The sequence below is a fragment of the Streptomyces sp. YIM 121038 genome, assembly GCF_006088715.1.
GTDB lineage: Bacteria > Actinomycetota > Actinomycetes > Streptomycetales > Streptomycetaceae > Streptomyces.
In genome coordinates, this window is sequence record NZ_CP030771.1 from 2,268,404 (window position 1) to 2,292,326 (window position 23,923).

General features: G+C 74.3%; 20 protein-coding genes. 10 read left to right on the forward strand and 10 right to left on the reverse strand.

Annotated elements, in window-relative coordinates; all coding sequences use genetic code 11:
• Positions 1-27: 27 nt before the first annotated feature.
• The gene (locus C9F11_RS09220) at positions 28-2,847 is read right to left on the reverse strand and encodes a penicillin acylase family protein (protein WP_138958792.1); all 2,820 of its coding nucleotides are present in this window, start codon (positions 2,845-2,847) and stop codon (positions 28-30) included.
• Between the two features lie 357 nt (positions 2,848-3,204).
• Between C9F11_RS09220 and C9F11_RS09225 the strand changes: the two genes are divergently transcribed.
• A complete protein-coding gene (locus C9F11_RS09225; protein ID WP_138958793.1) occupies positions 3,205-3,804 on the forward strand; it encodes a hypothetical protein in 600 nt (199 codons plus the stop codon).
• 13 nt (positions 3,805-3,817) lie between these two features.
• Here the strand turns inward: C9F11_RS09225 and C9F11_RS09230 are convergent, their stop codons facing one another.
• Entirely contained in the window at positions 3,818-4,336 is a 519-nt protein-coding gene (locus tag C9F11_RS09230; protein WP_138958794.1) for a hypothetical protein, read from the reverse strand.
• Positions 4,337-4,501: 165 nt separating this feature from the next.
• Positions 4,502-4,969: a redox-sensitive transcriptional activator SoxR gene (gene soxR / locus C9F11_RS09235; RefSeq protein WP_138958795.1), complete on the reverse strand. Its 468-nt coding sequence runs from the start codon at positions 4,967-4,969 to the stop codon at positions 4,502-4,504.
• A gap of 94 nt (positions 4,970-5,063) precedes the next feature.
• Between soxR and C9F11_RS09240 the strand changes: the two genes are divergently transcribed.
• The gene (locus tag C9F11_RS09240) at positions 5,064-5,528 is read left to right on the forward strand and encodes a MaoC family dehydratase (RefSeq protein ID WP_138958796.1); all 465 of its coding nucleotides are present in this window, start codon (positions 5,064-5,066) and stop codon (positions 5,526-5,528) included.
• 43 nt (positions 5,529-5,571) lie between these two features.
• Here the strand turns inward: C9F11_RS09240 and C9F11_RS09245 are convergent, their stop codons facing one another.
• Entirely contained in the window at positions 5,572-6,198 is a 627-nt protein-coding gene (locus C9F11_RS09245; protein WP_138958797.1) for a TetR/AcrR family transcriptional regulator, read from the reverse strand.
• Positions 6,199-6,296: 98 nt separating this feature from the next.
• Positions 6,297-7,451, reverse strand: coding sequence for an acyl-CoA dehydrogenase family protein (locus tag C9F11_RS09250; RefSeq protein ID WP_138958798.1), 1,155 nt, complete (start codon positions 7,449-7,451; stop codon positions 6,297-6,299).
• Positions 7,452-7,522: 71 nt separating this feature from the next.
• On the opposite strand from C9F11_RS09250, the gene C9F11_RS09255 reads away from it, so the two are divergent.
• Complete coding sequence (locus C9F11_RS09255) at positions 7,523-8,167, forward strand: TetR/AcrR family transcriptional regulator C-terminal domain-containing protein (protein ID WP_138958799.1); 645 nt, start codon at positions 7,523-7,525, stop codon at positions 8,165-8,167.
• Positions 8,168-8,194: 27 nt separating this feature from the next.
• Here C9F11_RS09255 and C9F11_RS09260 read toward each other — a convergent pair whose 3' ends face one another.
• Complete coding sequence (locus C9F11_RS09260) at positions 8,195-9,274, reverse strand: zinc-binding dehydrogenase (RefSeq protein WP_138958800.1); 1,080 nt, start codon at positions 9,272-9,274, stop codon at positions 8,195-8,197.
• Positions 9,275-9,350: 76 nt separating this feature from the next.
• Positions 9,351-10,739: an aldehyde dehydrogenase family protein gene (locus C9F11_RS09265; RefSeq protein WP_138958801.1), complete on the reverse strand. Its 1,389-nt coding sequence runs from the start codon at positions 10,737-10,739 to the stop codon at positions 9,351-9,353.
• A gap of 244 nt (positions 10,740-10,983) precedes the next feature.
• Between C9F11_RS09265 and C9F11_RS09270 the strand changes: the two genes are divergently transcribed.
• Together C9F11_RS09270 and C9F11_RS09275 are read left to right on the forward strand one after the other, a co-directional pair.
• Positions 10,984-12,468 (forward strand): citrate:proton symporter, encoded by a 1,485-nt coding sequence (locus C9F11_RS09270; protein ID WP_138958802.1) that lies wholly within the window; start codon positions 10,984-10,986, stop codon positions 12,466-12,468.
• Between the two features lie 6 nt (positions 12,469-12,474).
• Positions 12,475-13,740: an MFS transporter gene (locus C9F11_RS09275; protein WP_138958803.1), complete on the forward strand. Its 1,266-nt coding sequence runs from the start codon at positions 12,475-12,477 to the stop codon at positions 13,738-13,740.
• An 84-nt stretch (positions 13,741-13,824) separates the two neighbouring features.
• Here C9F11_RS09275 and C9F11_RS09280 read toward each other — a convergent pair whose 3' ends face one another.
• Entirely contained in the window at positions 13,825-16,077 is a 2,253-nt protein-coding gene (locus C9F11_RS09280) for a molybdopterin oxidoreductase family protein (RefSeq protein WP_138958804.1), read from the reverse strand.
• Positions 16,078-16,150: 73 nt separating this feature from the next.
• The gene (locus C9F11_RS09285) at positions 16,151-16,783 is read right to left on the reverse strand and encodes a TetR/AcrR family transcriptional regulator (protein ID WP_138958805.1); all 633 of its coding nucleotides are present in this window, start codon (positions 16,781-16,783) and stop codon (positions 16,151-16,153) included.
• A 140-nt stretch (positions 16,784-16,923) separates the two neighbouring features.
• Here C9F11_RS09285 and hmgA point away from each other — a divergent pair, with 140 nt between their 5' ends.
• The 3 genes from hmgA to C9F11_RS09300 are packed head-to-tail and all read left to right on the forward strand — an operon-like array spanning position 16,924 to position 20,303.
• On the forward strand, positions 16,924-18,276 hold the full coding sequence (gene hmgA / locus C9F11_RS09290; protein WP_138958806.1) for a homogentisate 1,2-dioxygenase: 1,353 nt from the start codon (positions 16,924-16,926) through the stop codon (positions 18,274-18,276).
• Between the two features lie 52 nt (positions 18,277-18,328).
• Positions 18,329-19,078, forward strand: coding sequence for a GntR family transcriptional regulator (locus C9F11_RS09295; RefSeq protein ID WP_138958807.1), 750 nt, complete (start codon positions 18,329-18,331; stop codon positions 19,076-19,078).
• 25 nt (positions 19,079-19,103) lie between these two features.
• Positions 19,104-20,303 carry a type ISP restriction/modification enzyme gene (locus C9F11_RS09300; protein ID WP_171075678.1) on the forward strand — a complete coding sequence of 400 codons (1,200 nt, stop codon included), beginning with the start codon at positions 19,104-19,106 and terminating at the stop codon, positions 20,301-20,303.
• Between the two features lie 3 nt (positions 20,304-20,306).
• On the opposite strand, the gene C9F11_RS09305 is transcribed toward C9F11_RS09300, so the two are convergent.
• Positions 20,307-21,683 carry an MFS transporter gene (locus tag C9F11_RS09305; protein WP_138958809.1) on the reverse strand — a complete coding sequence of 459 codons (1,377 nt, stop codon included), beginning with the start codon at positions 21,681-21,683 and terminating at the stop codon, positions 20,307-20,309.
• Positions 21,684-21,900: 217 nt separating this feature from the next.
• Between C9F11_RS09305 and C9F11_RS09310 the strand changes: the two genes are divergently transcribed.
• Positions 21,901-22,953, forward strand: a complete 1,053-nt coding sequence (locus C9F11_RS09310; RefSeq protein WP_138958810.1) for a zinc-binding dehydrogenase — start codon at positions 21,901-21,903, stop codon at positions 22,951-22,953.
• Positions 22,950-23,867 (forward strand): NADP-dependent oxidoreductase, encoded by a 918-nt coding sequence (locus tag C9F11_RS09315; RefSeq protein WP_249401654.1) that lies wholly within the window; start codon positions 22,950-22,952, stop codon positions 23,865-23,867. Before C9F11_RS09310 ends, C9F11_RS09315 begins: the two co-directional genes overlap by 4 nt.
• Positions 23,868-23,923: the final 56 nt, after the last annotated feature.

The window sequence follows — 23,923 nt, forward strand, 5'->3', positions numbered from 1 at the left end:
AGTTCCCCACGCCCCTTCGGGGCCCGGCTAGCGGTGCCGGGGGAACTCCACCACCTGCTGGTACGTCGGGCGGTTCTGCCACTGGATCGCGCGGTGGGTGATGCCGCCGAGGGGGCGGTGGATCACCGCGTCCGCGCACCACTGGTCGCCCGCCTTGCAGGCGGCGTCACCGGGGTAGACCGCTGACGCCGGTACGGCGAGGGCCTGCTTGAGGGTGGCGAGGAGCGTCTCGCGGCAGGCGTCGAGCGTGCCGCCGCCGCAGTGGGCGGTGCGGCTCCAGCCCTCGACGGGCCGCCCGAGGACGGTCCGCAGGTCCTTGTCGACATAGCCCCACCAGCCGTACTGGAAGGCGGATCCCGCGTGCGCGCCGGTCGGCCCGTGGCCCGCCGAGGGCGCCTCGTCGACGCCGAGCTGCGCGGTCAGCGCGTCGTAGAGGTCCTTGCCGAGCCCCGGTGCGAAGACGGCCTCGACGAGCCTCGGCCACCAGGCGTCCATGGCGCGCACGGCGTCGGGATGCGCGTAGGTGTGCGAGCCGCGCGCGGTCTCCTTGCGCTGGGCGCCCGCCTTGCGCCAGGCCTCCAGCTGCCGCACGGCCCCGGCCAGGTCGGGGTCGTCGACGGCCTTGGTGCCGATGACGTCGAGCAGCTCCGGCAGGACCTGTTCGCCGCGCAGATCGGTGACGGCCGCGTCGGCCATGGCCCGGGTGAGCGCGGCCCGGGTGACGCCGCCGTCCCTGACGAGCGCCTTGACCCGGTCGTCGAGCAGGTCGCCGCGGTGCACGGCGCCCATGCCGAAGCCGCCGGAGGTGTAGTCGGTGGCCTGTTTGTTGTTCCAGGAGATGTAGTAGTCCTGGTTGACGGACTGCGGGTGCGCGGCGGGCGGCGTCTGCGCGGAGGTGTTGTCCCGGGGGTCGAAGTCCCGCCACTCGTAGGCCTCCTGGGCCTGGACGGGGAAGGCCGGGTCGACGCCGTCGGCACGCTCGGGGTTGGCGCCGCTGTTGTAGTACGCGGTGTCGCGGGAGTCGGCGTAGAACCAGTTGAAGGCGTAGGAGATGCGCTGGGCCGCCTCCTTGAAGGACGCGGCGTCCTTGACGTGGCCGGGGTCGTTCAGCATCTGGAAGCCGATGATCGAGTCGGCCTCGTGGCGGTAGGTGGAGCGCAGCGAAACGTACGCGACGGGTTTGCCGCCGATCGTGGCGCGGTGCGTGACGACGCCGAGCCGCGTGCGGAACACCTGCATGCGGTAGGAGCCCGCGGCGGTGGAGTCGGCGACGGTCGGCTTCCAGGCGTTCTTGCGCTCCAGCTTCTCCATGGGCGTGCAGGTGCCCCGGAAGCGGTAGTGCGCCGACTGTTTGGTGGGGCTGCCCCCGCCCGGTTCGCACAGCTCGACGGCGTAGGTGTCGGTGATGTCCTGCGTCGCGGAGGTCGCCGACCACGCGTAGTCCTGCCCCCGGCCGAGCTGCACGTACATGCCGACACCGGCGAAGGACACGCCGCGCGCGCTGATGCCGGGCCCCTGGAGCTCCTGCTGCATGAGGAGCTGCGGGGCGAAGTAGCCGGTCTGCGGGCCGAAGACCGCGACGGGGTGGCCGCTCGCGGTGTGCTTGCCGGAGACGAGCAGGGCGTTCGACATGCCCTTGCGCTGCCCGGCCCTGCCGAACAGATCGGCGGGCAGCACCCCGTCGTCGTACATCCCCTGGAGGGGTGTGAGCTTCTTCGGGGCCGCGACGGGGTCCTTGGCCGGTGTCCGCGCGCCGCCCTCGCGGTCGAAGACGAGCTGCTCGCGCTGGACCGAGCCCGGGTCGGGCAGGGCGGTGCCGCGCGGCTCGTCGGGCTTGCCCGCGTACGGGAAGCGGGTGCCGTCGTGGACGGTCCGTACGGTCTCCGGGTCGTTGCGGGCGCGGAAGTCCTCCCAGATCCGGCTGCCCTTCTCGACGCCGTACTTGTTCTGCGCGGCGAGCAGCGAGAGCGCGGACTCGACCTCTCCGCCGCCGCCGTTGCCGAACAGGCCGCCGACCACGGACGCCAGGGCGATCATGTCGGTGACCTTGAAGGGCTCGATCTCGCCGACGTTCGTGATCGCGTCGATCTTGCCGGTCAGGACGTACTCGCCGGGGAAGTAGCGGCCGTTCTTGGACTGCTCGCGGTAGGCGTTGAGGCCGTCGATGTAGGCCTGTGCGTCCGCCATGGCCTGCCGGCCGCGCTCGCCCTGGGTGTTCCTGATGTACTCGACCTGCCGCTCCAGGTCCTGCTCGGTGTACGGGGCCTGCGGCCAGAACTGCTGCTCAAGGCCCTGGTTGGCGGGCGCGCCGCCGGCGAACGGGGTGAGCTGGCCGCGGCCGATGTGCCGGAACAGGTCGATGAGCCAGAGGCGGTCCTGGCCCGCGGCGTAGCCCGCGCCGAACTCGGTGCCGTAGCGGGTGCTGCCCTGGATGTGCGGGACGCCGTACTTCTTGTCGCGCGTGATGGTCACGTCGTCGCGCGGCCTGCTGACGGAGGCGACCTGGTCCGGCTCGACGCCGAAGGAGGCGTCGTCGAAGAACTCGCCGAGCTTGTCGTCGGTCAGCGACGGGTAGCCGGTGGCCAGCGCGTCGTACGGGCCGAGCTGGTCCTCGGCGTGGGCGGGCCGGGTGCCGAGGAGGCGGTGGCTGAGGATCTCCGCGAGCGTGGCGTTGCCGCTGGCGCCCGGCGGCAGGACGTCCGCGCACCGGTCGTCGCAGAAGTCGGGGGCGGCGGGCGGCGGCCCGGCGGCGGCCGCGCCGGGGCCGGGCGCGAGCAGCAGGGAGGCGCCGAGGGCCAGGGCCGCCGTGGTGGTGAGGGTTCTGAGCCGTGCGCTGCGTGGTCGCATGGATGCTCCTCCGGATGGCCGTCGCGGCGGAGGTTACTGCTGGGTTGTCGAACCTGAAAGATGAACAACCGTCGCCTTTTCACAACCACCACAAGGCGCCGTTCCGGTACGGCCGCACGCGCGGTCCGCGGGGTGCGCGGGGGCTCGCTCCGGACCTGTGCCACAGCTGTGCGTGACCTGTGCGCGCCGTCCCGCACGGCACCTCCACATTCCTCACGCATTGACGCTGACCTGCGGGGAACGCGCTGATGAGTAGCCATCGGAAATCGGATGGCACCAAATCGCGTGTCGATACGTCTACTCGATGTCCGCCGGGTCACTGGCGACGTCCGAGAAGTGTGACGGAGGTGCAGGGCGATGGCCGGATTCCGGAGTCTCGCGAGACAGGTGCGTGACCCGCACAGCGACTTGGCGCTGCGGCGGTACTCACTGCGCAAGTGCTTGGAGAGATTCGCCCCCTACGGCCACCGGGCGACCTGGGACCACCTGTGCTCCCGCGCGGGTTTCGGTCCCGAGGACCGGTCGCCGGACCCCGCGCGGCTCGTCGCCGCGCTCGACGAACTTCAGGCGGCCCGCACCGTGTGGCTCGCCTATGAGGAGAGCTTCGCGCGCCGCCGCCGCAGGGAGAAGCACGACGGCCTGCGGCGCCCCGGCAGTGTCGACGACTGGCACCGCTGCACGTGGGGCGGGCACGGGGTCGCCTGGTGCGACGACCCGGACGTGCACCCCTCCGCGCCGCTCGCGGACGTGCTGCGCAAGCTCATCACCGCACTGGAACGAGAGCCGGGCGCCGCCTGCCCCGTGTGCGGCGACGCGGCCCTCGAATGGCGCTACGGCCTGGCGCACGTCCCGTCGGCAGGCCCCGTCTGCACCGGCTGCGGCATCGTGGTGCCCGCGCCGGTCCTCACCCCCGAGGCGGTGCGGCGGTCGCGGTCGCGGTCGCTGGTCTCCGCCTGAGCGACAGCCGAACCTAGGGCCTGACGACGTCCGTCTGGATGGCCAGCTTGAACTCGGCCAGGACGAGCGGCGCGGTGATCTTCACGTCGCCCGGACCGCGCGCGGATATCTTCAGGCCCACCGGTGTCCCCGGGTGCACGAACATCTGCCAGTGGTGCGTGCGGTACTGACCGCCGCGGGTGGGCACGAAGTCGGCGGTGGCTGTGGAGTCGTAGCCCGTCGACAGGTCCAGCGGGTCGCGCACGAAGCGCGCGCGGTACTCCGTCGGCCTGCTGTCGGGCTCCCAGAAGACCATCGCCGACAGCGTGCCCCACCCGTCGTGGCTGGGCCAGATCAGGCCCGAGCGCGCGTCGGGGAACTTCGACGGCTTGGTGGCGCCGTGCAGCGGATCGTGCATGCGCCAGGCGTCGTACGCCTCCTCGTCCGCGTCGTACGGAAAGCGCACCAGGTGGTACCCGTCGCCGTCGTACGTGATCCGCTGCCGTCCCGAGCGGGCGGCTTCCCATTTCAACGAGCAGATGGCGACGCTCATCGGCTCTCCCCGTGTGTGTGGTCGTGGCGTCCTGCCCCGCGGCGGCCGAAGCGGTCGCCGCCGGAGCGCGTGACGTACATGTACACCCCCCGGCCGCGCGCGGAAAGGCCCGGACGCGCCGGGGGCCTGCGGCCGCGGGAGCCCCGGGGAGCCGCGCGGGCGGGGTCAGTGCCCGGCGCGGCGCTCGTTGAGGAGGCGGGAGCCGACGAGGCGGTCGCCGAAGACGTCGTCCGGGTTGGACAGGACGCAGGTCTCCAGGGACAGACAGCCGCAGCCGATGCAGTCCGTGAGGTGGTCCCTCAGGCGGCCCAGCTGCTTGATGCGCTCGTCGAGTTCGGACCGCCAGGTCTGGGAGAGCCGGGACCAGTCCGCCCGTGTCGGCGTCCGCCCCTCCGGCAGCTCCGCGAGGGCGTCGCGGATCGTCGCGAGCGGGATGCCCACCCGCTGCGCGGCCCGGATGAAGGCGACGCGGCGCAGTGTGTCCCGGCTGTAGCGGCGCTGGTTGCCCGAGGTGCGGCGGCTGCTGATGAGCCCTTTGGTCTCGTAGAAGTGCAGCGCGGAGACGGCGGCGCCGCTGCGCGCGGACACCTGGCCGACGGTGAGTTCGTGGATCTTCTCTGGGATCTGGGGCACCCCTCGAAGCCTACTGGTCGGTGCGTTGACACCGGTCGGCACACCCAGCATGCTGAGCAAGCGCTTAGTCTCACCCGTCCCTGGGAGGTCGCACATGGCAGAGCCGAGGATCTTCACGTCAGCCGAGGAGCTGCGCGCCGCGGTCGGCGAGCCGCTGGGGCACAGCGACTGGCTGGAGGTCGACCAGAAGCGGATCGACCTGTTCGCGGAGGCCACCGGCGATCACCAGTGGATCCACGTGGATCCGGAGCGGGCGGCCTCGGGCCCGTTCGGCGCGACGATCGCGCACGGGTATCTGACGCTCGCGCTGCTGCCCGCGCTCGTCCCGCAGGTGCTGCGCGTGGAGGGCATGCGGATGGGCCTCAACTACGGCACGAACAAGGTGCGGTTCCCCTCCCCCGTGCCCGTCGGCTCGCGGCTGCGCGCGACCGTCGCGCTGACGGAGGTGGAGCCGACGAAGGACGGCGGCGTCCAGGTGACGGCGGCGGTCACGGTGGAGCGCGAGGACGGCGACAAGCCCGCCTGCGTGGCGGAGTCGGTGTCGCGCTACTACTTCTGAGCGGCCGCTTCCGACCTGTCGCTGAGCGGCTGTTGCCGGGCGGCTACTTCTGGGCCGCCCCCACCATCCGCAGCACGAGGTCGGCGTAGAGCGCGCCGACCTCGTCCGGCGTCCGGTGCCCCGCGGCGTTGAACCAGCGGGCCACGTCGATGCACAGGGAGAGCACGGCGAGGGTGGTGCCGGGGACGTCGGGGACGTCGAACTCGCCCGCGCGCACGCCGTCGTTGATGATCTCGCGCACGGCGGCGTCGGACTTGCGGCGCAGCGCCACGATCTCGGTGCGGTGCTCGGGTCCGAGCGCGTCGAGTTCGTACTGCACGACGCGCGCGGTCATGTGGTGCCCGGCGTGCCAGCGCACGAAGGAGCGCACGGCGTCGGAGAGGCGCTCGGCGGCGCTGCCCCCGCCGTCGGCCGCGGTGCGCAGGATGGCCAGGGCCTTGTCGTGGCCGAGCCTGCTGATGCGGTGGAGGAGCTCTTCCTTGGTCTTGTAGTGGATGTAGAGCGCGGCCGGGCTCATCCCGGCGCGGCCCGCGATGTCCCGGGTGGTCGTGGCGTGGTAGCCGCGCTCGGCGAAGGCCTCGACGGCGGCGATCAGCAGCCGCCTCGCCGCGTCGGGACTGACCTCGACCCACGGCTGATCCTCGCCGAGGGTCTCCTTCGCCGCACCCATGCGCACTCCTTCCACCGCTCCGGACCGTCACCCTACCCTGAGGGTGAGCAAGCGCTTAGGCAAGTGTGCCGGGCGCATCCGGAGCGCGGAGCGGCCGGTCAGAAGGCGGAGACCCCGGTCAGCGCGCGCCCGATCACCAGCTTCTGGATCTGGCTCGTGCCCTCGTAGAGGGTCATCACGCGGGCGTCGCGCACGAGCTTGCCGACGGGGTACTCGTCGATGTAGCCGTAGCCGCCGAAGACCTGGAGCGCCTGGTTCGCGGCGCGCACGGCGGCCTCCGACGCGAACAGCTTGGCCTTGGACGACTCGGTGGCGAACGGCAGGCCCCGGTCGACGAGGTCGGCGACCCGCCAGGTCAGCAGCCGGGCCGCGTCCACGTCCACGGCGATGTCGCTGAGCAGCTCCTGGACGAGCTGGTGGTGGGCGATGCTCCGGCCGAACTGCTCGCGCTCGGTCGCGTACGCCACCGCCGCGTCGAGGGCGGCCTGGGCGATGCCCACACAGCCCGCCGCCACCGACATCCGGCCCTTGGCGAGGGCCGCCATGGCCACCGAGAACCCCTTGCCCTCGGGCCCGAGCAGCGCGCTCGCGGGCACCTTGACGCCCTGGAGGACCAGTTCGGCGGTGGCCTGGCCGCGCAGGCCGAGCTTGCCGTGCACGGCGCGGCGGGTCAGGCCGGGGGTGTCGGTGGGCACGAGGAAGGCGGAGACGCCCTTGTGCCCCGGGGCGTCGTTCGTCCGCGCGAACAGCAGGACCACGTCGGCCCAGGTGCCGTTCGTGATGAACATCTTGGTGCCGTCGACGACGTACGAGCCGTCGCTGTCGCGCACGGCCCTGGTGGTGAGGTTGCCCGCGTCCGAGCCCGTCCCCGGCTCGGTGAGCCCGAAGCAGCCCACGGCCGTGCCGGCGGTGAGGCCGGGCAGCCAGCGCCGCTTCTGCTCCTCGTCGCCCCAGGCGGCGATGGACTTGGCGACGAGCCCGAGGGAGACCGAGACGATGCCGCGCACGGAGGAGTCGCCCCGGCCCAGCTCCTCGGTCACCAGGCAGTACGCGAGGTGGTCGCCGCCGCTGCCGCCGTACTCCTCGTCGATGGTGAGGCCGAGGAAGCCGACGTCGCCGAGCTTGCGCACGATGGCCGCGTCCACGCTCTCGGCCCGGTCCCAGGCGGCCGCGTGCGGGGCGATCTCGCGCTCGACGAAGTCCTTGGCGAGCCGCCTGACGGCGTCCTGCTCCTCGCTGAGCTCCAGGTTCATCGAAGCCTCCCCGCCCGACGGAGTTTTAATTAGCACTGCTAGTTTTTTCTCGCAGCCCTACTATGTGCCGCATGGCCCGACCGCGCAAGCCCCTGCTCAGCCGCGACCGCATCGTCGACGCGGCGCGTTCCCTCGTGGACGCCGAGGGCCTCGCCGCGGTCTCCACCCGCCGCCTCGCGGCCGAACTGGGCGTCAGCGGACCGTCCCTCTACAACCACTTCGCCACCAAGGACCAGATCCTGGAGGCGGTGGCGGACTCGGTCAGCGCGCAGGTCGACCTGTCGATGTTCGAGGACGGCCGCGACTGGCGCGCCGCGCTGCACGACTGGGCCGTCTCCTACCGGGCCGCGCTCACCCGGCACCCGAACATCGTTCCCGTCCTCGCCCGCGGCCCCGGCCGCCGCCCCGCGGGCCTGCGTCTCGCGGACGCGATGTTCGGCGCCATGGTCGACGCGGGGTGGCCCCCGGCGCAGGCCACGTCGATCGGGGCGCTGATGCGGTACTTCATCATGGGCTCCGCGCTCGGCTCCTTCGCCGGCGGCTTCGTCGACGACGAGGCGGCGTACGACCCGGCCGACTACCCCCACCTCGGCCAGGCCCATCTCCTGGCGGAGCACCAGGAGCTGGTGGACGAGCGGGCCTTCGACGCGGGGCTCGCGGCGCTCCTCGACGGGTTGGCGCTCCAGTACGAGAGGGTGACGCTGCGCGCGGGGTGACCGGGCCGCGGCGCTCCGGCGGGGCCCTCAGAACACCACAAGCGCCCGGCCGCCCCTGCCCGCCTCCATGTTCGCGAAGGCCGTCGGGATGTCCTCCAGGCCGATCCGGTCCGTCACCATCAGGCCCAGGTCGAGGCGGCCCGCGCGGACGTGGTCGGCGAGGACGGGGACGTCCCGTGCCGGGTCCGAGTTGCCGTAGACGCAGCCCGAGAGGGTGCGGCCCCAGTGGAAGATCTCCAGGGCGTTGAAGGTGACCTGCTGGTCCTTGCCGCCGATGCCGACGACCGTGGTGCGGCCGCCGCGGCGGGTGGACTCCCAGGCGGTGCGGATCGTGACCGCGCGGCCCACGCACTCCACGGCCACGTCGACGCCGTGGCCGCCGGTGAGTTCGCGCAGGTCGCGGGCCGTCCTGTCGGAGGCGACCACATAGTCCGTGGCCCCGGCCGCGCGGGCCAGGGCCTCCTTCCCCGCGGACACGTCGACCGCGAGCACCCGCGCCGCCCCGGCGATCCGCGCCGCCTGGAGCGCGGCCAGGCCCACCCCGCCCACGCCGAGGACGGCGACCGTCTCGCCCGCGCGGACCCGCGCCGCGTGGTGCACCGCGCCGTAGCCGGTGAGGACGGCGCAGCCGAGGAGGGCGGCGTCGGCGAGGGGCACGCCCGCGGGCGCGGGCAGGACGCACCCGGCGGCCACCACCGTCTCCTGCGCGAACGCGGCCACGTTCAGGCCGGGGTGCAGGTCGGTGCCGTCGGCGCGGCGGGCGTACACGGCACCCGCGCCGGTGAGCGCGGTGCCGCACAGCCAGACCTCGCCGAGGCCGCAGGCGTGGCAGTCACCGCAGGACGGGGCCCAGTTGAGGACCACGCCGTCACCGGGCGCGACCCGGGTGACGCCCTCGCCCACGGCCACCACCGTGCCCGCGCCCTCGTGGCCGAGCACCGCGGGGACCGGCACGCGCATCGTGCCGTTCGTCAGGGACAGGTCGGAGTGGCAGACCCCGGCGGCGGCCAGGCGCACCCGCACCTGGCCGGGCCCGGGGTCGGGCAGCTCGATGTCGGTGATCTCCAGCGGGGAACCGATGGCGGGCAGTACGGCGGCGCGGACCACGAGGGCGAATCCTCCAGAGGAGTGGGAAGGGCCGTCAGGAGAGGCGGCCGGAAGCTGTCGGGAGAGGCGGCCGGAACTAGAACTGGAGCGACTTGGTCTGGAGGTACTCGGCCAGGCCGTGCCGCCCCAGTTCGCGGCCGACGCCCGACTGCTTGTAGCCGCCGAAGGGCGCGAGCGGGTTGAAGCCGCCGCCGTTGATGTCGACCTGGCCGGTGTCGAGGCGGCGGGCGAAGGCGGCCGCCTCCGCGTCGTCCGCCGCCCACACGGCGCCCGCGAGGCCGTACACCGTGCCGTTGGCGATCGCCTCGGCCTCGGCCTCGTCCTCGTAGCGCATGAGGGAGACGACCGGGCCGAAGATCTCCTCCTGGGCGATGGTCATGCCGGGGGTGACGTCGGCGAAGACGGTGGGGCGCACGTAGTAGCCGCGCTCGCGCGGTGCGTCGGGGCCGCCCGCCACCAGGCGCGCGCCCTCCGCCACGCCCCGGTCGATGTAGCCGCGCACGCGGTCGCGCTGCTTCTCGCTGACGACCGGGCCGATGCGCTCGGTGTACTTCTCGGCCGCCAGGGCGGCGAGCCGGACCGCCTCGTCGTACCGCGAGGCGTGCACGAGCATGCGGGTCCAGGCGCTGCACGTCTGGCCGGAGTTGGCCATGACGTTGGCGACGCCCACGTTCACGGCCCTGGCGAGGTCGGCGCTCGGCAGGATGACGTTGGCGGACTTGCCGCCGAGTTCGAGGGCGACGCGCTTGACGGCCGCGCCCGCGATCGCGCCGATCTTCCTGCCGACCGCCGTGGAGCCGGTGAACGAGACGAGGTCCACGCCGTCGTGCTCGGCGAGCGCCTGGCCCGCGACCGGGCCGACCCCCGTGACCAGGTTGAACACCCCCGCGGGCAGGCCCGCTTCGTGCACGATCCCAGCGAACAGACGGGCCGTGAGCGGGGTGTCCTCGGCGGGCTTGAGCACCACGGTGCAGCCCGCCGCGAGGGCCGGGGCGACCTTGGCGACGATCTGATGGAGGGGGTAGTTCCAGGGGGTGATCGCGCCGACGACGCCCACGGGCTCGGAGTGGACGGTGGAGTTGCCCACCTTCTCCTCGAAGGGGTGGGTGGCCGCGAGTTCCGCGTACGAGCCCGCCACGAGGATCGGCACCCCGGCGTGCACGGCCTCCGCGAACGGCAGCGGGGCGCCCAGTTCGGCGGCGACCGTCCCGGCGATCTCGGCCTTGCGGGCGACGAGGCCGTCGCGGATCGCGGCGAGCCGCGCGGCGCGCTCCGCGGGCGGGGTCGCCCGCCAGCCGGGGAGCGCCGCGCGCGCGGCCCGGACCGCCGCCGCGACGTCCTCGGCGGTGCCCGCGGGGACGTGGGCGATGACCTGCTCGTCGGCCGGGTTCACCACCGGGGTGGTGTCCTGGGTGGCGGCGGGGCGCCACTGCCCCGCGATGTACATGCCGGTGTGGGGCTTCATGGGGGTCAAACTAGCGCCGATAGTTTTCTGTCGCCAGAGGCCCCTTCCGGCGGCGGGGCCCGGGGCCCCCGGAGCTCGGGCGGCCGGAGCGGAACGGCTCGCTCCCTCGCAGCACCGCGTTGACCTGGAGTTTTGCGCTTATTGCTCACACGTCAACATCTTGTTAACGCTGGAAAGCGGGTCCTACGGTCATCCGAACCGCCAGACCTGGTGGCAGTTCGATGGTGAACGATAGGTAGCTCCCATGCTGACAATCCTCGGATTCGTCATGATCGCCACCTTCCTGGTGCTGATCATGATGAAGAAGATGTCGCCCATCGCGGCACTGGTGCTCATCCCCGCGCTGTTCTGCGTCTTCGTAGGCAAGGCCGCCCACCTCGGGGACTACGTCCTCGAAGGCGTGGGCAACCTCGCGCCCACCGCCGCGATGCTCATGTTCGCCATCGTGTACTTCGGCGTCATGATCGATGTCGGCCTCTTCGACCCGATCGTCCGGGGCATCCTGCGGTTCTGCAAGGCGGACCCGATGCGGATCGTCGTCGGCACCGCCGTGCTCGCCGCGATCGTCTCGCTCGACGGCGACGGCTCCACCACGTTCATGATCACCGTGTCGGCGATGTACCCGCTGTACAAGCGTCTGAAGATGAGCCTCGTCGTCATGACGGGTGTCGCGGCCACCGCCAACGGCGTGATGAACACGCTGCCTTGGGGCGGCCCCACGGCCCGCGCGGCCACCGCCCTCAAGGTCGACGCCAGCGACATCTTCGTACCGATGATCCCCGCGCTCGCGGTCGGCCTCGTGGCCGTCTTCGTCCTCGCGTACGCCCTCGGCCTGCGCGAGCGCAAGCGCCTCGGGGTGCTCTCGCTCGACGAGGTCCTGGAGAGCGGGACGGTCGCGGGCGAGCCGGTGCTGGTCGGCGCGGGGGGCGACGGGGACGGGGCGGAGCGGGTCAGCTTCGTGAAGGGCGGCGGGTCTGCGGGCGGCCCCTCCGCAGGTGACCTCGTTGCGGGCGGCTCCCCCGCGGACGGCTCCCCCGCGGGCGGCCTCGCCGCGGACGACCCCTCCGCGGATGACCCCGACGACGGCTTCCAGGGCCTCGACCCGAACCGTCCCACCCTGCGGCCCAAGCTCTACTGGTTCAACGCGGGCCTGACCGTCCTGCTGCTCACCGCCATGATCATGGAGTGGCTGCCGATCCCGGTCCTGTTCCTGCTCGGCGCGGCCCTGGCCCTCACCGTCAACTTCCCGCACATGCCCGACCAGAAGGCCCGCATCGCCGCGCACGCCGAGAACGTCCTCAACGTCACCGGCATGGTCTTCGCCGCCGCCGTCTTCACCGGCGTGCTCACCGGCACCGGCATGGTCGACCACATGGCCGACTGGCTCGTGAACGCCATCCCCGACGGCATGGGCGGCCAGATGGGCCTGGTCACCGGTCTGCTCTCGATCCCCCTCACGTACTTCATGTCCAACGACGGCTTCTACTTCGGCGTCCTGCCGGTGCTCGCCGAGGCGGGCAACGCGCACGGCGTCTCCACCATCGAGATCGCCCGCGCCTCCATCGCGGGGCAGGCCCTGCACATGTCGAGCCCGCTCGTGCCCGCCGTGTACGTCCTCGTCGGCATGGCCAAGGTCGAGTTCGGCGACCACACCCGGTTCACGGTGAAGTGGGCGGTGCTCACCTCGCTCGTGGTGCTCGGGTCCGGGATCCTGTTCGGCATCATCTGAGCAGTGATGCCTCGGATACGTCGCCCGCGCGCAGCCCGGAAGGACCCGGCCGGGGAGAAACCGGCCGGGCAGGAGAAGGCCCAACGGCGCGGGGACAGGGGCTGGCTGCTGCGGCTCGTCATCTCCTTCAGCTGTGCGCAGGCCGCGGTCTCGATGGCGCGGCCCGCCGTCTCCTACCGGGCGCTCGCACTGGGCGCCGACGAGCGGGCCGTCGGTGTGATCGCGGGCGTGTACGCGCTGCTCCCGCTGTTCGTGGCGGTGCCGCTCGGCCGCCGTACCGACCACGGCCGGTGCGCGCCGCTGCTGCTCCTCGGCGTCGCCCTGATCGCGGGCGGCTGCGCGCTCGGCGGCACCTCGGGGTCGCTCGGCGCCCTCGCCGCCTGGAGCGGGGTGATGGGCCTCGGCCACCTCTGCTTCGTCATCGGCGCGCAGTCCATCGTCGCCCGCCGGTCGGCCCCGGCCGAACGGGACCGGAACTTCGGGCACTTCACCATCGGCGCCTCCCTCGGCCAGCTCGTCGGCCCGCTGGCGGCCGGTGCGCTGATCGGCGGCGACACCGGCGGCACCAGCGCCCTCGCCCTGGTGGTGGCGGCGGGCGTCGCGGCGGTGTCCTGCACGTCGCTGTGGCGCCTGGAGCAGCCTCGGGGCGGGGCCGGGGCGTCCGGGGGCGGGGCCTCGGCGGCACCGGGGGCCGGGGCGTCCGCGGGGCCGAAGGTCCCCGTGCTGCGCATCCTGGGCGCCCGTGGTGTGCCCGCGGGGATGTTCATCAGTCTCGCCGTGCTGTCCGCCACCGACATCCTCACCGCGTATCTGCCCGTCATCGGCGAGGACCGGGGCATCGCGCCCGCGACCGTCGGGGTCCTGCTCGGCCTGCGTGCGGGCGCGACGATCGCCTGCCGCCTCGTGATGACGCCCCTCATCCGGCTGCTCGGCCGCCGCGCGCTCATCGCCGGCACCTGCGCCGCCGCCGGACTCCTGTGCGCCGGGGTCGCGTTGCCGCTGCCCGTCTGGGCGCTCGGGGCGGTCCTGACGCTGCTCGGGTTCTGCCTCGGCGTCGGCCAGCCCCTGTCGATGACGACCGTGGTCCAGGCGGCGCCCGCCGGGGCCCGCTCCACGGCCCTCGCCCTGCGGCTGACCGGCAACCGGCTCGGCCAGGTCGCCGCGCCGGCCGGGGCGGGCCTCGTCGCCGGGGTGGCGGGGGCGGCGGCCCCCTTCGTCACGCTGGGCGTCCTGCTGTGCGTGGCCGCGGGGGCGGCGGGGCGCGCGGAGTGACCGCCCTTCCTCAAGCCCCCGGCCCCGAGCCCCGGGCCCCGAGCCCCGGGCCCCGAGCCCCCGGCCCCGGCTCACGGCCCCGGCTCACGGCGCGAGCGGAGTGACCCGCACCGCGAAGCCGTTGAGCACCGCCGTGCCGGACAGCGGGTCGAGGAGGCTGCCGTCGAGGAGCTGGTTCACGTTGGCTCCGGGGTCGGCGGCGGCGACGGTCAGCCGGGTGCCGGGGCGGTCGTGGCCCCAGCCGTGCGGCAGGCTCACCACCCCGGGACGCATCGCGTCCGTGACCTCCACCAGGGCCTCGATCTCCCCGCCCGCGGCCGTCACGCGCGCGGGGCGGCCGTCCGCCAGGCCGAGCCGGGCCGCGTCCCCGGGGTGGACGTGCAGGGTGCAGCGGTTGGAGCCGCCGGTCAGGGCGGGGACGTTGTGCATCCAGCTGTTGTTGGAGCGCAGATGGCGGCGGCCGACGAGGACGAGCTCGGCGGGCGTCTCGCGCAGCGCGCGGGCCAGCCGCGGCAGATCCGCGGCGATCGGGCCGGGCAGCAGCTCGATTCGGCCGCTGCGGGTCTTGAGGATCTCCGGGACGCGCGGGGCGAGCGGCCCGAGGTCGATGCCGTGCGGGTGGTCGAGGAGGCGGGCCAGGCTCAGCCCGTCCGGGTCCGCGCCGAAGCCGTCGCCGTACGGGCCGAGGCGCAGCATCAGGTCCAGGCGCCGCTCGGGGCCGCTCTCGCCCGTGAGCCGGGCGGCGAGGTCCGCGGGGTCGCGGCCGTACACCCGGGTGTGCGGGGCGGCGACGGCCTCGGCGAGGGTGCGCTCGACGACCAGGGCGTCCACGGCGGCCGGGTCGGTGCCGTGCCCGCCGGTCGCGGCGAGCACCAGCCGCGCGAGGATCTCGGTCTCCGGCATCCGGCCCGCCTCCAGGGGCACGGCGGCGCGGGTGTAGCGGACCTGGTTGCGCACGGCCAGGGCGTTGAAGGCGAACGGGAAGTGGGCGCTCTGGGCGGGTGGTGGCGGCGGGAGCACGACGTCGGCGTGGCGCGCGGTCTCGTTCAGGTACGGGTCGACGCTCACCATGAAGTCCAGGGACTCCAGGGCCTTGTCGAGGCGGTCGCCGTCGGGCGCGGACAGGACGGGGTTGGCGGCGATGGCGATGACGGCGCGGACGGGGCTCTCGCCCAGGCCGCTGTCCGGGACGCGGGGCTGGCTGTCGATCTCCTCGGCGAGCGCGGCGAGGGGCAGTTCGCCCTTGGCCTCGGGGTGCCCGCTCACGCGGCTGCGCCAGCGGCCGAGCGCGAAGCCCCGGCCCGGCCCGGCGGGGCGCGGCGCCCTGCCGGTGGCGGAGAGCGGGAACAGGACGCCGCCGGGCCGGTCGAGGTTGCCGGTCAGGACGTTCAGGACGTCGACGAGCCAGCAGGTCAGCGTCCCGTGGGCGACGGTGCTCGCGCCGATCCTGCCGTACACGGCGGCGGTGGGCGCCGCGGCGAGTTCACGGGCGAGGGTCCGGAGGGTGGCGGCGGGCACGTCGCAGGCCGGAGCGACGGCCTCCGGGGTGAAGGCCCGTACGGCGTCGGCGAGTTCGTCGATCCCCGTGACGTGGTCTTCGAGCGCGCCGAGGCGGGTGAGGCCGTCGGCGAACAGGACCTGCGCCATCGCCGCGAGCAGCAGCGCGTCCGTGCCGGGCCGGATCGCCAGGTGCCGGTCGGCGAGCCGGGCGGTGCGGGTGCGGCGCGGGTCGACGACGGTGAGCAGGCCGCCCCGGGCGCGCAGCGCCTTGAGCCGGCCGGGGAAGTCGGGCGCGGTGCACAGGCTGCCGTTGGAGTCCAGGGGGTTGGCGCCGATGACGAGCAGGTGGTCGGTGCGGTCCAGGTCCGGTACGGGGATCGCCAGCGGGTCGCCGAAGAGGAGGCCGCAGGAGACGTGCTTGGGCATCTGGTCGACGGTGCTCGCGGTGAACAGGCTGCGGGTGCCGAGGGCGCCGAGCAGCACGGGCGGGTACAGGGCGCCCGCCATGGTGTGCACGTTCGGGTTGCCGAGCACGACGCCCACCGCGTGCGGTCCGTACCCCTCGACGACGGGGCGCAGGCCCGCGGCGACGGCGGCGAACGCCTCGTCCCAGCTCGTCTCCGCGAGGCGTCCGCCGGTGCGGACGAGGGGCCGCCGCAGCCGGTCGGGGTCGGCGTCGGACGCGCCGAGCGCGGCGCCCTTGGGGCAGATGAAGCCGCGGCTGAAGACGTCGGCGCGGTCGCCGCGCGCGCCGGTCACGCGCGCGCCCTCGACGGTGAGCGTGAGGCCGCAGGTGGCTTCGCAGAGCGGGCAGATGCGCGGGGCGGTGCGGGTCATGGGCCCTCCCGGGGCGGGGCGCGGAGGCGCGGTGCACCCTCAGCATACCGACCGGTACGTATGGCACCAGGGTTCAGCCGAGCGCCCGCTCGACGTACGCGTACAGCAGGGTCCGCGTCTCGGCCACGAGCTCCGGGTCGCCCAACGGGTCGGCGCGGAAGGCGAGTTGGAGCAGGGCGTCGACGGCCTCGACGCTGACGAGCACGGCGCGGCGGAGCCGGGCGTCCAGCGGGCGGCCGAGGTGTCCGGCGAGGAGCCGGGCGACGCGGTCGGCGACGGTCCCGTTGGCGTCGGGCATCGCCTCGGGCGCCGACGGAATGCCGAAGTCGACCCGCCCGAAGCCGGGCACGGTGCGCTTCATCAGCAGATACTCGTCGAAGGCGGCCTCGACGGCGCCGCGCAGATCACCGCGGGGCACGGCCGTCATGCGCGCCGTGACCCGGCGGGCGTAGGCGTCGAGGTTGCGGTGGGCGAGGGCGTCGGCCAGGGCGCGCTTGTTGTCGAAGAAGCGGTAGACCGAGCCGATGGGCACGCCCGCGCGGACCGCGACCGCCCGGGTGGTCAGCCCCTCGTAGCCGACCTCGTCGAGGAGGGCGGCGCAGGCGTCGAGGATCCGGTCGAGGCGCTCCGCGCTGCGGCGCTGCACCGGGCTGCGGCGCAGGGCGGCGGCGGGGTTCGGGTCACGCGGTCCAGGGGAGTCACGCACCCCGGGAGAGTAGAGCACCGTTCACATTTCACGGATCCCTCTTGCGCGGGGAAATGACGAATCCTACGGTGTTCCATAGGAATCGTTGGCGAGGACGCCGGCGGCGGCCCGTCGTGGGCCAGGGAGCCGAGGGAGCTGTCATGAGCGGGGACCAGCCGAAGGACGACAGGGGCAACGCGCGCAAGCTCGCGGAGGGGCTCACCTACCTCTCCGGATTCGGCAACGAGCACAGCTCGGAGGCCGTCCCCGGCGCCCTGCCGCTCGGCCGCAACTCGCCCCAGCGCGCCCCCCTCGGCCTGTACGCGGAGCAGCTGAGCGGCACCGCGTTCACCGAGCCGCGCGCCCACAACCGCCGCTCGTGGCTGTATCGGGTGCGCCCGTCGGCCGCCCACCCGGCGTTCACCCGGACCGACAACGGCGCGATCCGCACGGCCCCGTTCACCGAGACCGTGCCCGACCCCAACCGCCTGCGCTGGGACCCGCTGCCGGAGCCCGCCCCCGGCACCGACTGGCTCGCCGGCCTGTGGACCCTCGGCGGCAACGGCGACGCGACCCAGCGCACGGGCATGGCGGTGCACCTCTACCACGCCAACGCCTCCATGGACCGGGTGTTCAGCGACGCCGACGGCGAGCTGCTCGTCGTCCCCGAGCGGGGCGGCCTGCTCCTGCGCACCGAGCTGGGCCTGCTGCACGCCGAGCCCGGCCACGTCGCCCTGATCCCGCGCGGCGTCCGCTTCCGCGTGGAGCTGCTCGACGAGAGCGCCCGCGGTTACGTCTGCGAGAACTACGGCGCGGCCTTCCAGCTCCCCGACCTCGGCCCGATCGGCGCCAACGGCCTGGCGAACGCGCGGGACTTCCTGGCCCCCGTCGCCGCGTACGAGGACGACTCGGACACGGCGGGCCCGGTCGAGGTCGTCAACAAGTTCTGCGGCAACCTCTGGACGGCGACGTACGACCACTCCCCGCTCGACGTGGTCGCCTGGCACGGCAACCACGTGCCGTACGTGTACGACCTGCGCCGCTTCAACGTCATCGGCACCATCTCCTACGACCACCCCGACCCGTCCATCTTCACGGTGCTCACCTCGCCCTCGGACACCCCGGGCCTCGCGGGCGTCGACTTCGTGGTCTTCGCCCCGCGCTGGCTGGTCGGCGAGGACACCTTCCGGCCGCCGTACTTCCACCGGAACGTGATGAGCGAGTACATGGGCCTGATCGAGGGCGCGTACGACGCCAAGACCGCCGGAAAGGGGGGCTTCGTGCCGGGCGGCGGCTCGCTGCACAACATGATGTCGGCGCACGGCCCCGACCGGGAGACCTTCGAGAGGGCCAGCGCCGCGGAGCTGAAGCCGCAGAAGATCGACGACGGCCTCGCGTTCATGTTCGAGACCCGCTGGCCCGTGACCGCCACCGGGCAGGCGGCTTCGGCGGACCATCTGCAGCGGGGGTACGACGACGTGTGGCAGGGTCTGGAGCGTCATTTCCGGCCGTAGCACCACCACTTCCGGCCGCTGTCCGCGTCGTCTCGGAAGTACGGAGTTCCCTGTGACCGCTTTCGCCCCGGACTCGATCGTCCTGAACCGAAAGCTGCCGCTCTGGTATCAGGTCTCGCAGTCGCTGCGCGCCTCGATACTCGGCCGGGCGCCGGACGCCCCGCTGCGGCTTCCCACCGAGGAGCAGCTGGCGGGGCACTACGGCGTCAGCGTGCTCACCATGCGCCAGGCCCTCAAGGAGCTGGAGGACGAGGGCCTGATCAGCAGGCACCGGCGGCGCGGCACGTTCATCGAGCCGGACGTGCGGCGCGGCTCGCCGGTGCGGCTGCTCGGCTCGGTCGACGCCATCGTGGCGCAGCAGTCCGGCATGGACACCAAGCTCCTGTCCCACGGCCGGGAGCAGGTGCCCACCGACGTCGCCGAGCACTTCCCCGGGCTCACCGAGGTCGCCACGTACCACCGGCTGCGCAGCGACGCCAGGACCGGCGAGCCGACCAACCACGCGCGCAACCACGTGCGTCCCGACCTCGCCGAGCGCATCGACCCGACCGACCTGGAGCGCTGGCCGATGACGAAGGTCCTGCGCGACGTGGTGGGCGTGGCGATCTCGCGCATCACCGACACCGTGGAGGCCCGGCTCGCCGACCCCGAGACGGCCCGGCTGCTCCAAGTGCCGCTGCTCAGCCCGATCCTGCACTACACGGGCATCACCTACGACACCGAGGGCCGGGCGCTCGACGTGGCCCGGATCCAGTACCGGGGCGACCGCTTCTCGTTCACCGTCACGCTCGACGCGACCTGATGGCCGCCTCCCGGCGCGTCGTACGATGCCGGGCGTGACGTACGACGACGCGCCGCCGCTCGCCGATCTCATGCCGTGGTCCGTCGCGCCGCTCCGGCCGGGACGCGGGTGGCCGATGGCGCCCGACGCCGCGTCCCTCAGGGCCCGTTGGGACGCCTTCGTCCGCGCCGACGCGGCCGGGCGCGAGGCACTGTTCGGGCCGACCCGGGCGCGCACCCTGCACACCCCGGTCGCGCAGCTGCCCGGGTGCGGCGGCGGCACGGGACGCCTCGCCCGCGAGGACGGGCCCTGCGCCGAACCCGTCCGGGTGGTGCACGGGCCCTTCGACGAGCAGTGGCTGATACCCGACCACCGCCTCCTCGACGCGGCCCGCCCGGAGCTGTGGCGGGTGGCCGGTGCCGGGCAGCTCTTCCTCACCGAGCAGGGGTACGTCCCCGACGCGGACGCCGGGCCCGCGGTGCTCGCCTCCGCGGTGCTGCCGGACGGGCGCTCCCCCGCCGGGCGGCCCGGCCGCATCCGCCCGCTCTACCGACGTCCCGGTGGCACTGAAACGAACGTTCCATCCGGTCTGTTGGAACACCTCTCCCGGCTGTACGGGACGGGTGTCGCCCCGGAGGACTTCCTGGCCTGGACCCTGGTCGCCGCGCGGGCCACGCCCGCGGGCCCCGTCGTGCCGCTCACGTCCGCCGCCGACGCCTGGGCGCGGGGCGTGGAGCTGGGGCGGCGCGCGCTCCGGCTCCAGCTGCGCGGGGCCTCGGGCGAGCGGCCGAAGCTGCCCGGCGGGCGGCGGCCGTACGTGCGGGCGCCGCTGCCCGCACGGCCCTCCGGGCTCGCCTACGACGCCGGGGACGAGGCCCTGCGGGTCGGCGAGGGCGGGCTCATCTCGCCCGTGCCCGCGGGCGCGTGGGACTTCCGGGTCAGCGGGGTGCGGGTCATCGAGCTGTGGTTCGAGCGGCGGACGGCCCCGGCGGAGCCCGGCACCCTGGAGGCCGTCCGGCCCTCGGCGTGGCCCCAGGCCTGGACCTCGCAGCTCCTGGAGCTGATCACGGTCCTCGCCCTCCTCGCGGAGCTTCCGGCGCTCCCGGACCCCTCCCCCGCCGACGCGCTCACGGTCGCCGACCTGCACGCGGCGGGCGTCCTGCCCGTCCCGGCGGCGGCCCGGCGCCCGGCCTCGGTCCTCGACCACCACGAGGAGGGGCCGGAGGGGCAGTTCGCCCTGCTCTGAGGGCTAGGCGCGGCGGCGCCCCAGCAGCAGCGCGACCATGCCGAGCGCCTGGAGGACGGCGAGGAGCACGATCCCGGTGCGGAAGCCGGGCACTCCCGCGCCGCCCGTCCCGTAGGCGAGGGCGGCCACCGCGGGACCCACCGTGAACGCGAGGGTCCGGAAGGTGTTGGTGACACCACCGGCCGTGCCGACGAGCTCCGCCGGGGTCGCCTCCAGGATGCCGAGGTTCACCGGCGTGCCGAACAGCGCCTGCCCCACCCCGGTCACGGCGAGCCGCCAGCCGATGTCCCACAGGCCCGCGTCCGGTCCGAGCGTGAGCATGCTCAGCACCCCGAGCGCGGTCAGGGCGGCGCCCGCCGCGCCCACGCGCTCCTTGGGGAAGCGGTCGGCGAGCGACCCGCCGGCGGACGCGGTGAGCGCCACCGCGCCGATGAAGAACATCATCGCGAGGCCGGTCAGGGACGCCCCGGCGTCCAGGACGTCGGCGACGTAGTAGGGCAGCAGGAAGTAGGACAGGCCGGTGAAGGTGCCGCTGAGGAAGAGGGCGAGCACGGGCAGGCCCACGCCGGGCCGCCGCAGCAGGTCGAGGACGGGGCGGGCGGTGCGCAGCCGGGCCCACCCGAGGCCGCCCGCGACCGCGGCGGCCGCGGCGACGCCGGCGGCGACGGGCACGTCCGCGTCCACCCGGTCGAAGGCGACGAGCAGCGCCGTGACCGCGGCGCCGAGCACCACCCCGTCCGCGACCAGCGAACGGCTCGGCGGCGCGAGGCCCTTGTCGCCGCGCGGGATCAGCCGCGCGCCCAGCCACACCACCGCGATCAGCACGGGGACCTTCAGCAGGAACACCGGCCGCCACCCGTAGGCGTCCACGACGGCCCCGCCGAGCGACGAGCCGCCCATGGAGCCGAGCGGCATGATCGTGGCGATGAGGCCCATGGCGCGGCCCCGGCGCTCGGGCGGCACGCTCAGGGCGACCACCGGCAGGTACAGCGCGCCGACGACCGCGCCCGCCACGCCTTGCAGCACGCGGGCGGCGACCAGGACCGGCAGGTTCGGGGCCAGGGCCGCGAGCACGCTGGTCAGGCCGATCGCGGGCGTCGCGAGCAGGAAGACCGCGCGCAGGTCCACGCGGTCGCTCCAGCGCCCGGCGGGCAGGGCCAGGGCGGCGGTGGGCAACGCGTAGGCGAGCAGCACCCACTGGGTGGCGGAGGAGCCGACGCCCAGGTCGTCGCCGATCGCGGGCAGCGTCACGGCGGACAGGCTGAGCTCCAGGGTGACCATGAGCATGGCGAGGGCCATCACGACGACGGGCGCCCAGCGCGTCCGCCCACCGTCGTCGGCGGAGGGGGCACCGGTGGCCGCGGATATCTGCTGAGTCATGCCGCCGACGCTAGGAACGGCCCCGGCCGCGCCGCCTCTGTCACGTGACTGGGTTCCCCCGGCCGGGCTCCGGCGGGGGCGATCCCGGTCGCCGCCCCGGTCACCCGGCCCGGTCACCGGTCGCCCGACCCCAGTCACCCGACAGAGGCGACCCCGTGCCGCCCCCGCCTAGCGTCGGGAGCGTCATCGCCCCCTCACCGTCCGGGAGGAACCCTCCATGCACGCCATCCGACTGCACGCCTTCGGCGGGCCCGAGGAACTGCGCTACGAAGAGGTCGGCGACCCCGAGCCCGGCCCCGGCCAGGTCCGGATCGCCGTACGGGCGGCGGGCGTCCATCTGCTCGACACCGCCCTGCAGCGCGGCGCGGACGACGCCCTGCCCTTCCCGCTGCCCGACCTGCCCGTGACGCCCGGCCGCGAGGTCGCGGGGGTCGTCGACCGGCTCGGCGACGGGGTGGCGAAGGAGTGGCTCGGACGCCGCGTCGTCACGCATCTCGGCCTGGTCAACGCCGGGTACGCCGAGCTGGCCGTGCGCGAGACGGAGGCGCTCTTCCCGCTGCCGGACTCCGTGTCGTACGAGGCCGCGATCGCGATGGTCGGCACCGGCCGGATGGCGCTCGGCGTCCTGGAGGTGGCCGCGCCCGCGGCCGACGACGTGGTCCTGGTGACCGCGGCGGCGGGCGGCATCGGCACGCTGCTCGTGCAGGCGGCGCGGAACCTCGGCGCGACCGTGGTGGGCGCGGCGGGCGGCCCGGACAAGGCCGCCCGGGTCCGGGCTCTCGGCGCGGACGTCGCCGTCGACTACGACCGCCCGGACTGGGCGGACGAGGTGCGCGCCGCGCTCGGCGGCCGCGAGGTCGACGTCGTCTTCGACAGCGTCGGCGGGGCCGCGGGCCGGGCGGCGTTCGACCTCCTGGGCTACGGCGGGCAGTTCGTGATGTACGGCTGGTCGGCGGGGACGCCGACGGAGTTCACCTCCGAGGACCTGCACGCGCGCCTGCTCACGGCGACGTACGCGCTCGGCCCGCGTATCCTGCGGGTGCCCGGGGGGCTGCGCGCGCTCCAGGAGCGCGCCCTCGCCGAGGCCGCGAGCGGCACCCTCGTACCGGCCGTCACGACGTTCCCGCTGCGTGACGCGGCCGCCGCGCACACGGCGCTGCTCGGCCGCGCCACGGTCGGCAAGGTCGTCCTGCTGGCCGCCGCCGAGGACACGTCCGGCGGCAGCACCGGCAGCACCCACGACAACACGAAGGAGACGGTGGCGTCATGACCATGCGCGCGATGGCTTTCACGGAGTACGGCGGTCCCGACGTGCTCAGGCTCATGGACCTCGACGTCCCGGAGCCGGGGCCCGGGCAGGTGCGGGTGCGGGTCCGGGCCGCGGGTGTCATGCCCTTCGACACGGGCGTCCGGCAGGGGGCGATACGCCCGCCCGCTGCCGCCTTCCCGGTCGTGCCCGGCAACGAGTTCGCGGGCACCGTGGACGCGGTGGGCCCCGAGGTCACGGCGTTCGCGCCCGGCGCGGACGTGCTCGGCTTCTCGCTGCTCGGCGCGTACGCGCAGTACGTCGTCGTCGGCGCGGACCAGCTGGTCACCAAGCCGGACGCGATGGACTTCGTCAGCGCGGGCGGCTTCTCCGGCAACGCGCAGGGCGCGCACATGGCGCTCAGCGCGGTCGGCGTGCGCCCCGGCGACACGGTCCTGGTCAACGGCGCCGCGGGCGGATTCGGCACCTTGGCCGTGCAGTTGGCGCGGGCGTGGGGCGCCGCCACGGTCATCGGCACCGCGAGTCCGCGCAACCACGACCATCTGCGCGCCCTCGGCGCCGTTCCCGTCACGTACGGGGAAGGGCTCGAAGACCGGGTGCGCGCCCTCGCCCCGGGCGGCGTCGACGCGGCCGTCGACGCCGCGGGCGCCCAGGCCCTGCGCGCGTCGGTGGCCGTGGCCAAGGACCGCCACCGGGTGGCGACGATGCTCGCGGACGAGGAGGCGGAGCGCCTGGGCGTGCCCCCGCTGCGCGGCACGCGCACGGCGGAGCGCCTGGCCGAGGTCACCGCCCTGTACGCGAAGGGCCTGTTGCGGGTCCACCTCCGGGCGACGTACCCCCTTCAGGAAGCGGCGGCCGCCCACCACGCCGTGGAGTCGGGCCACGGCCGGGGCAAGGTCGTCCTGACGGTCGACTGAGACCGCCCGGCCCGGGGCGGCCCGAGCGCGGCCGGGGAATATCCACCGCCCCGGGA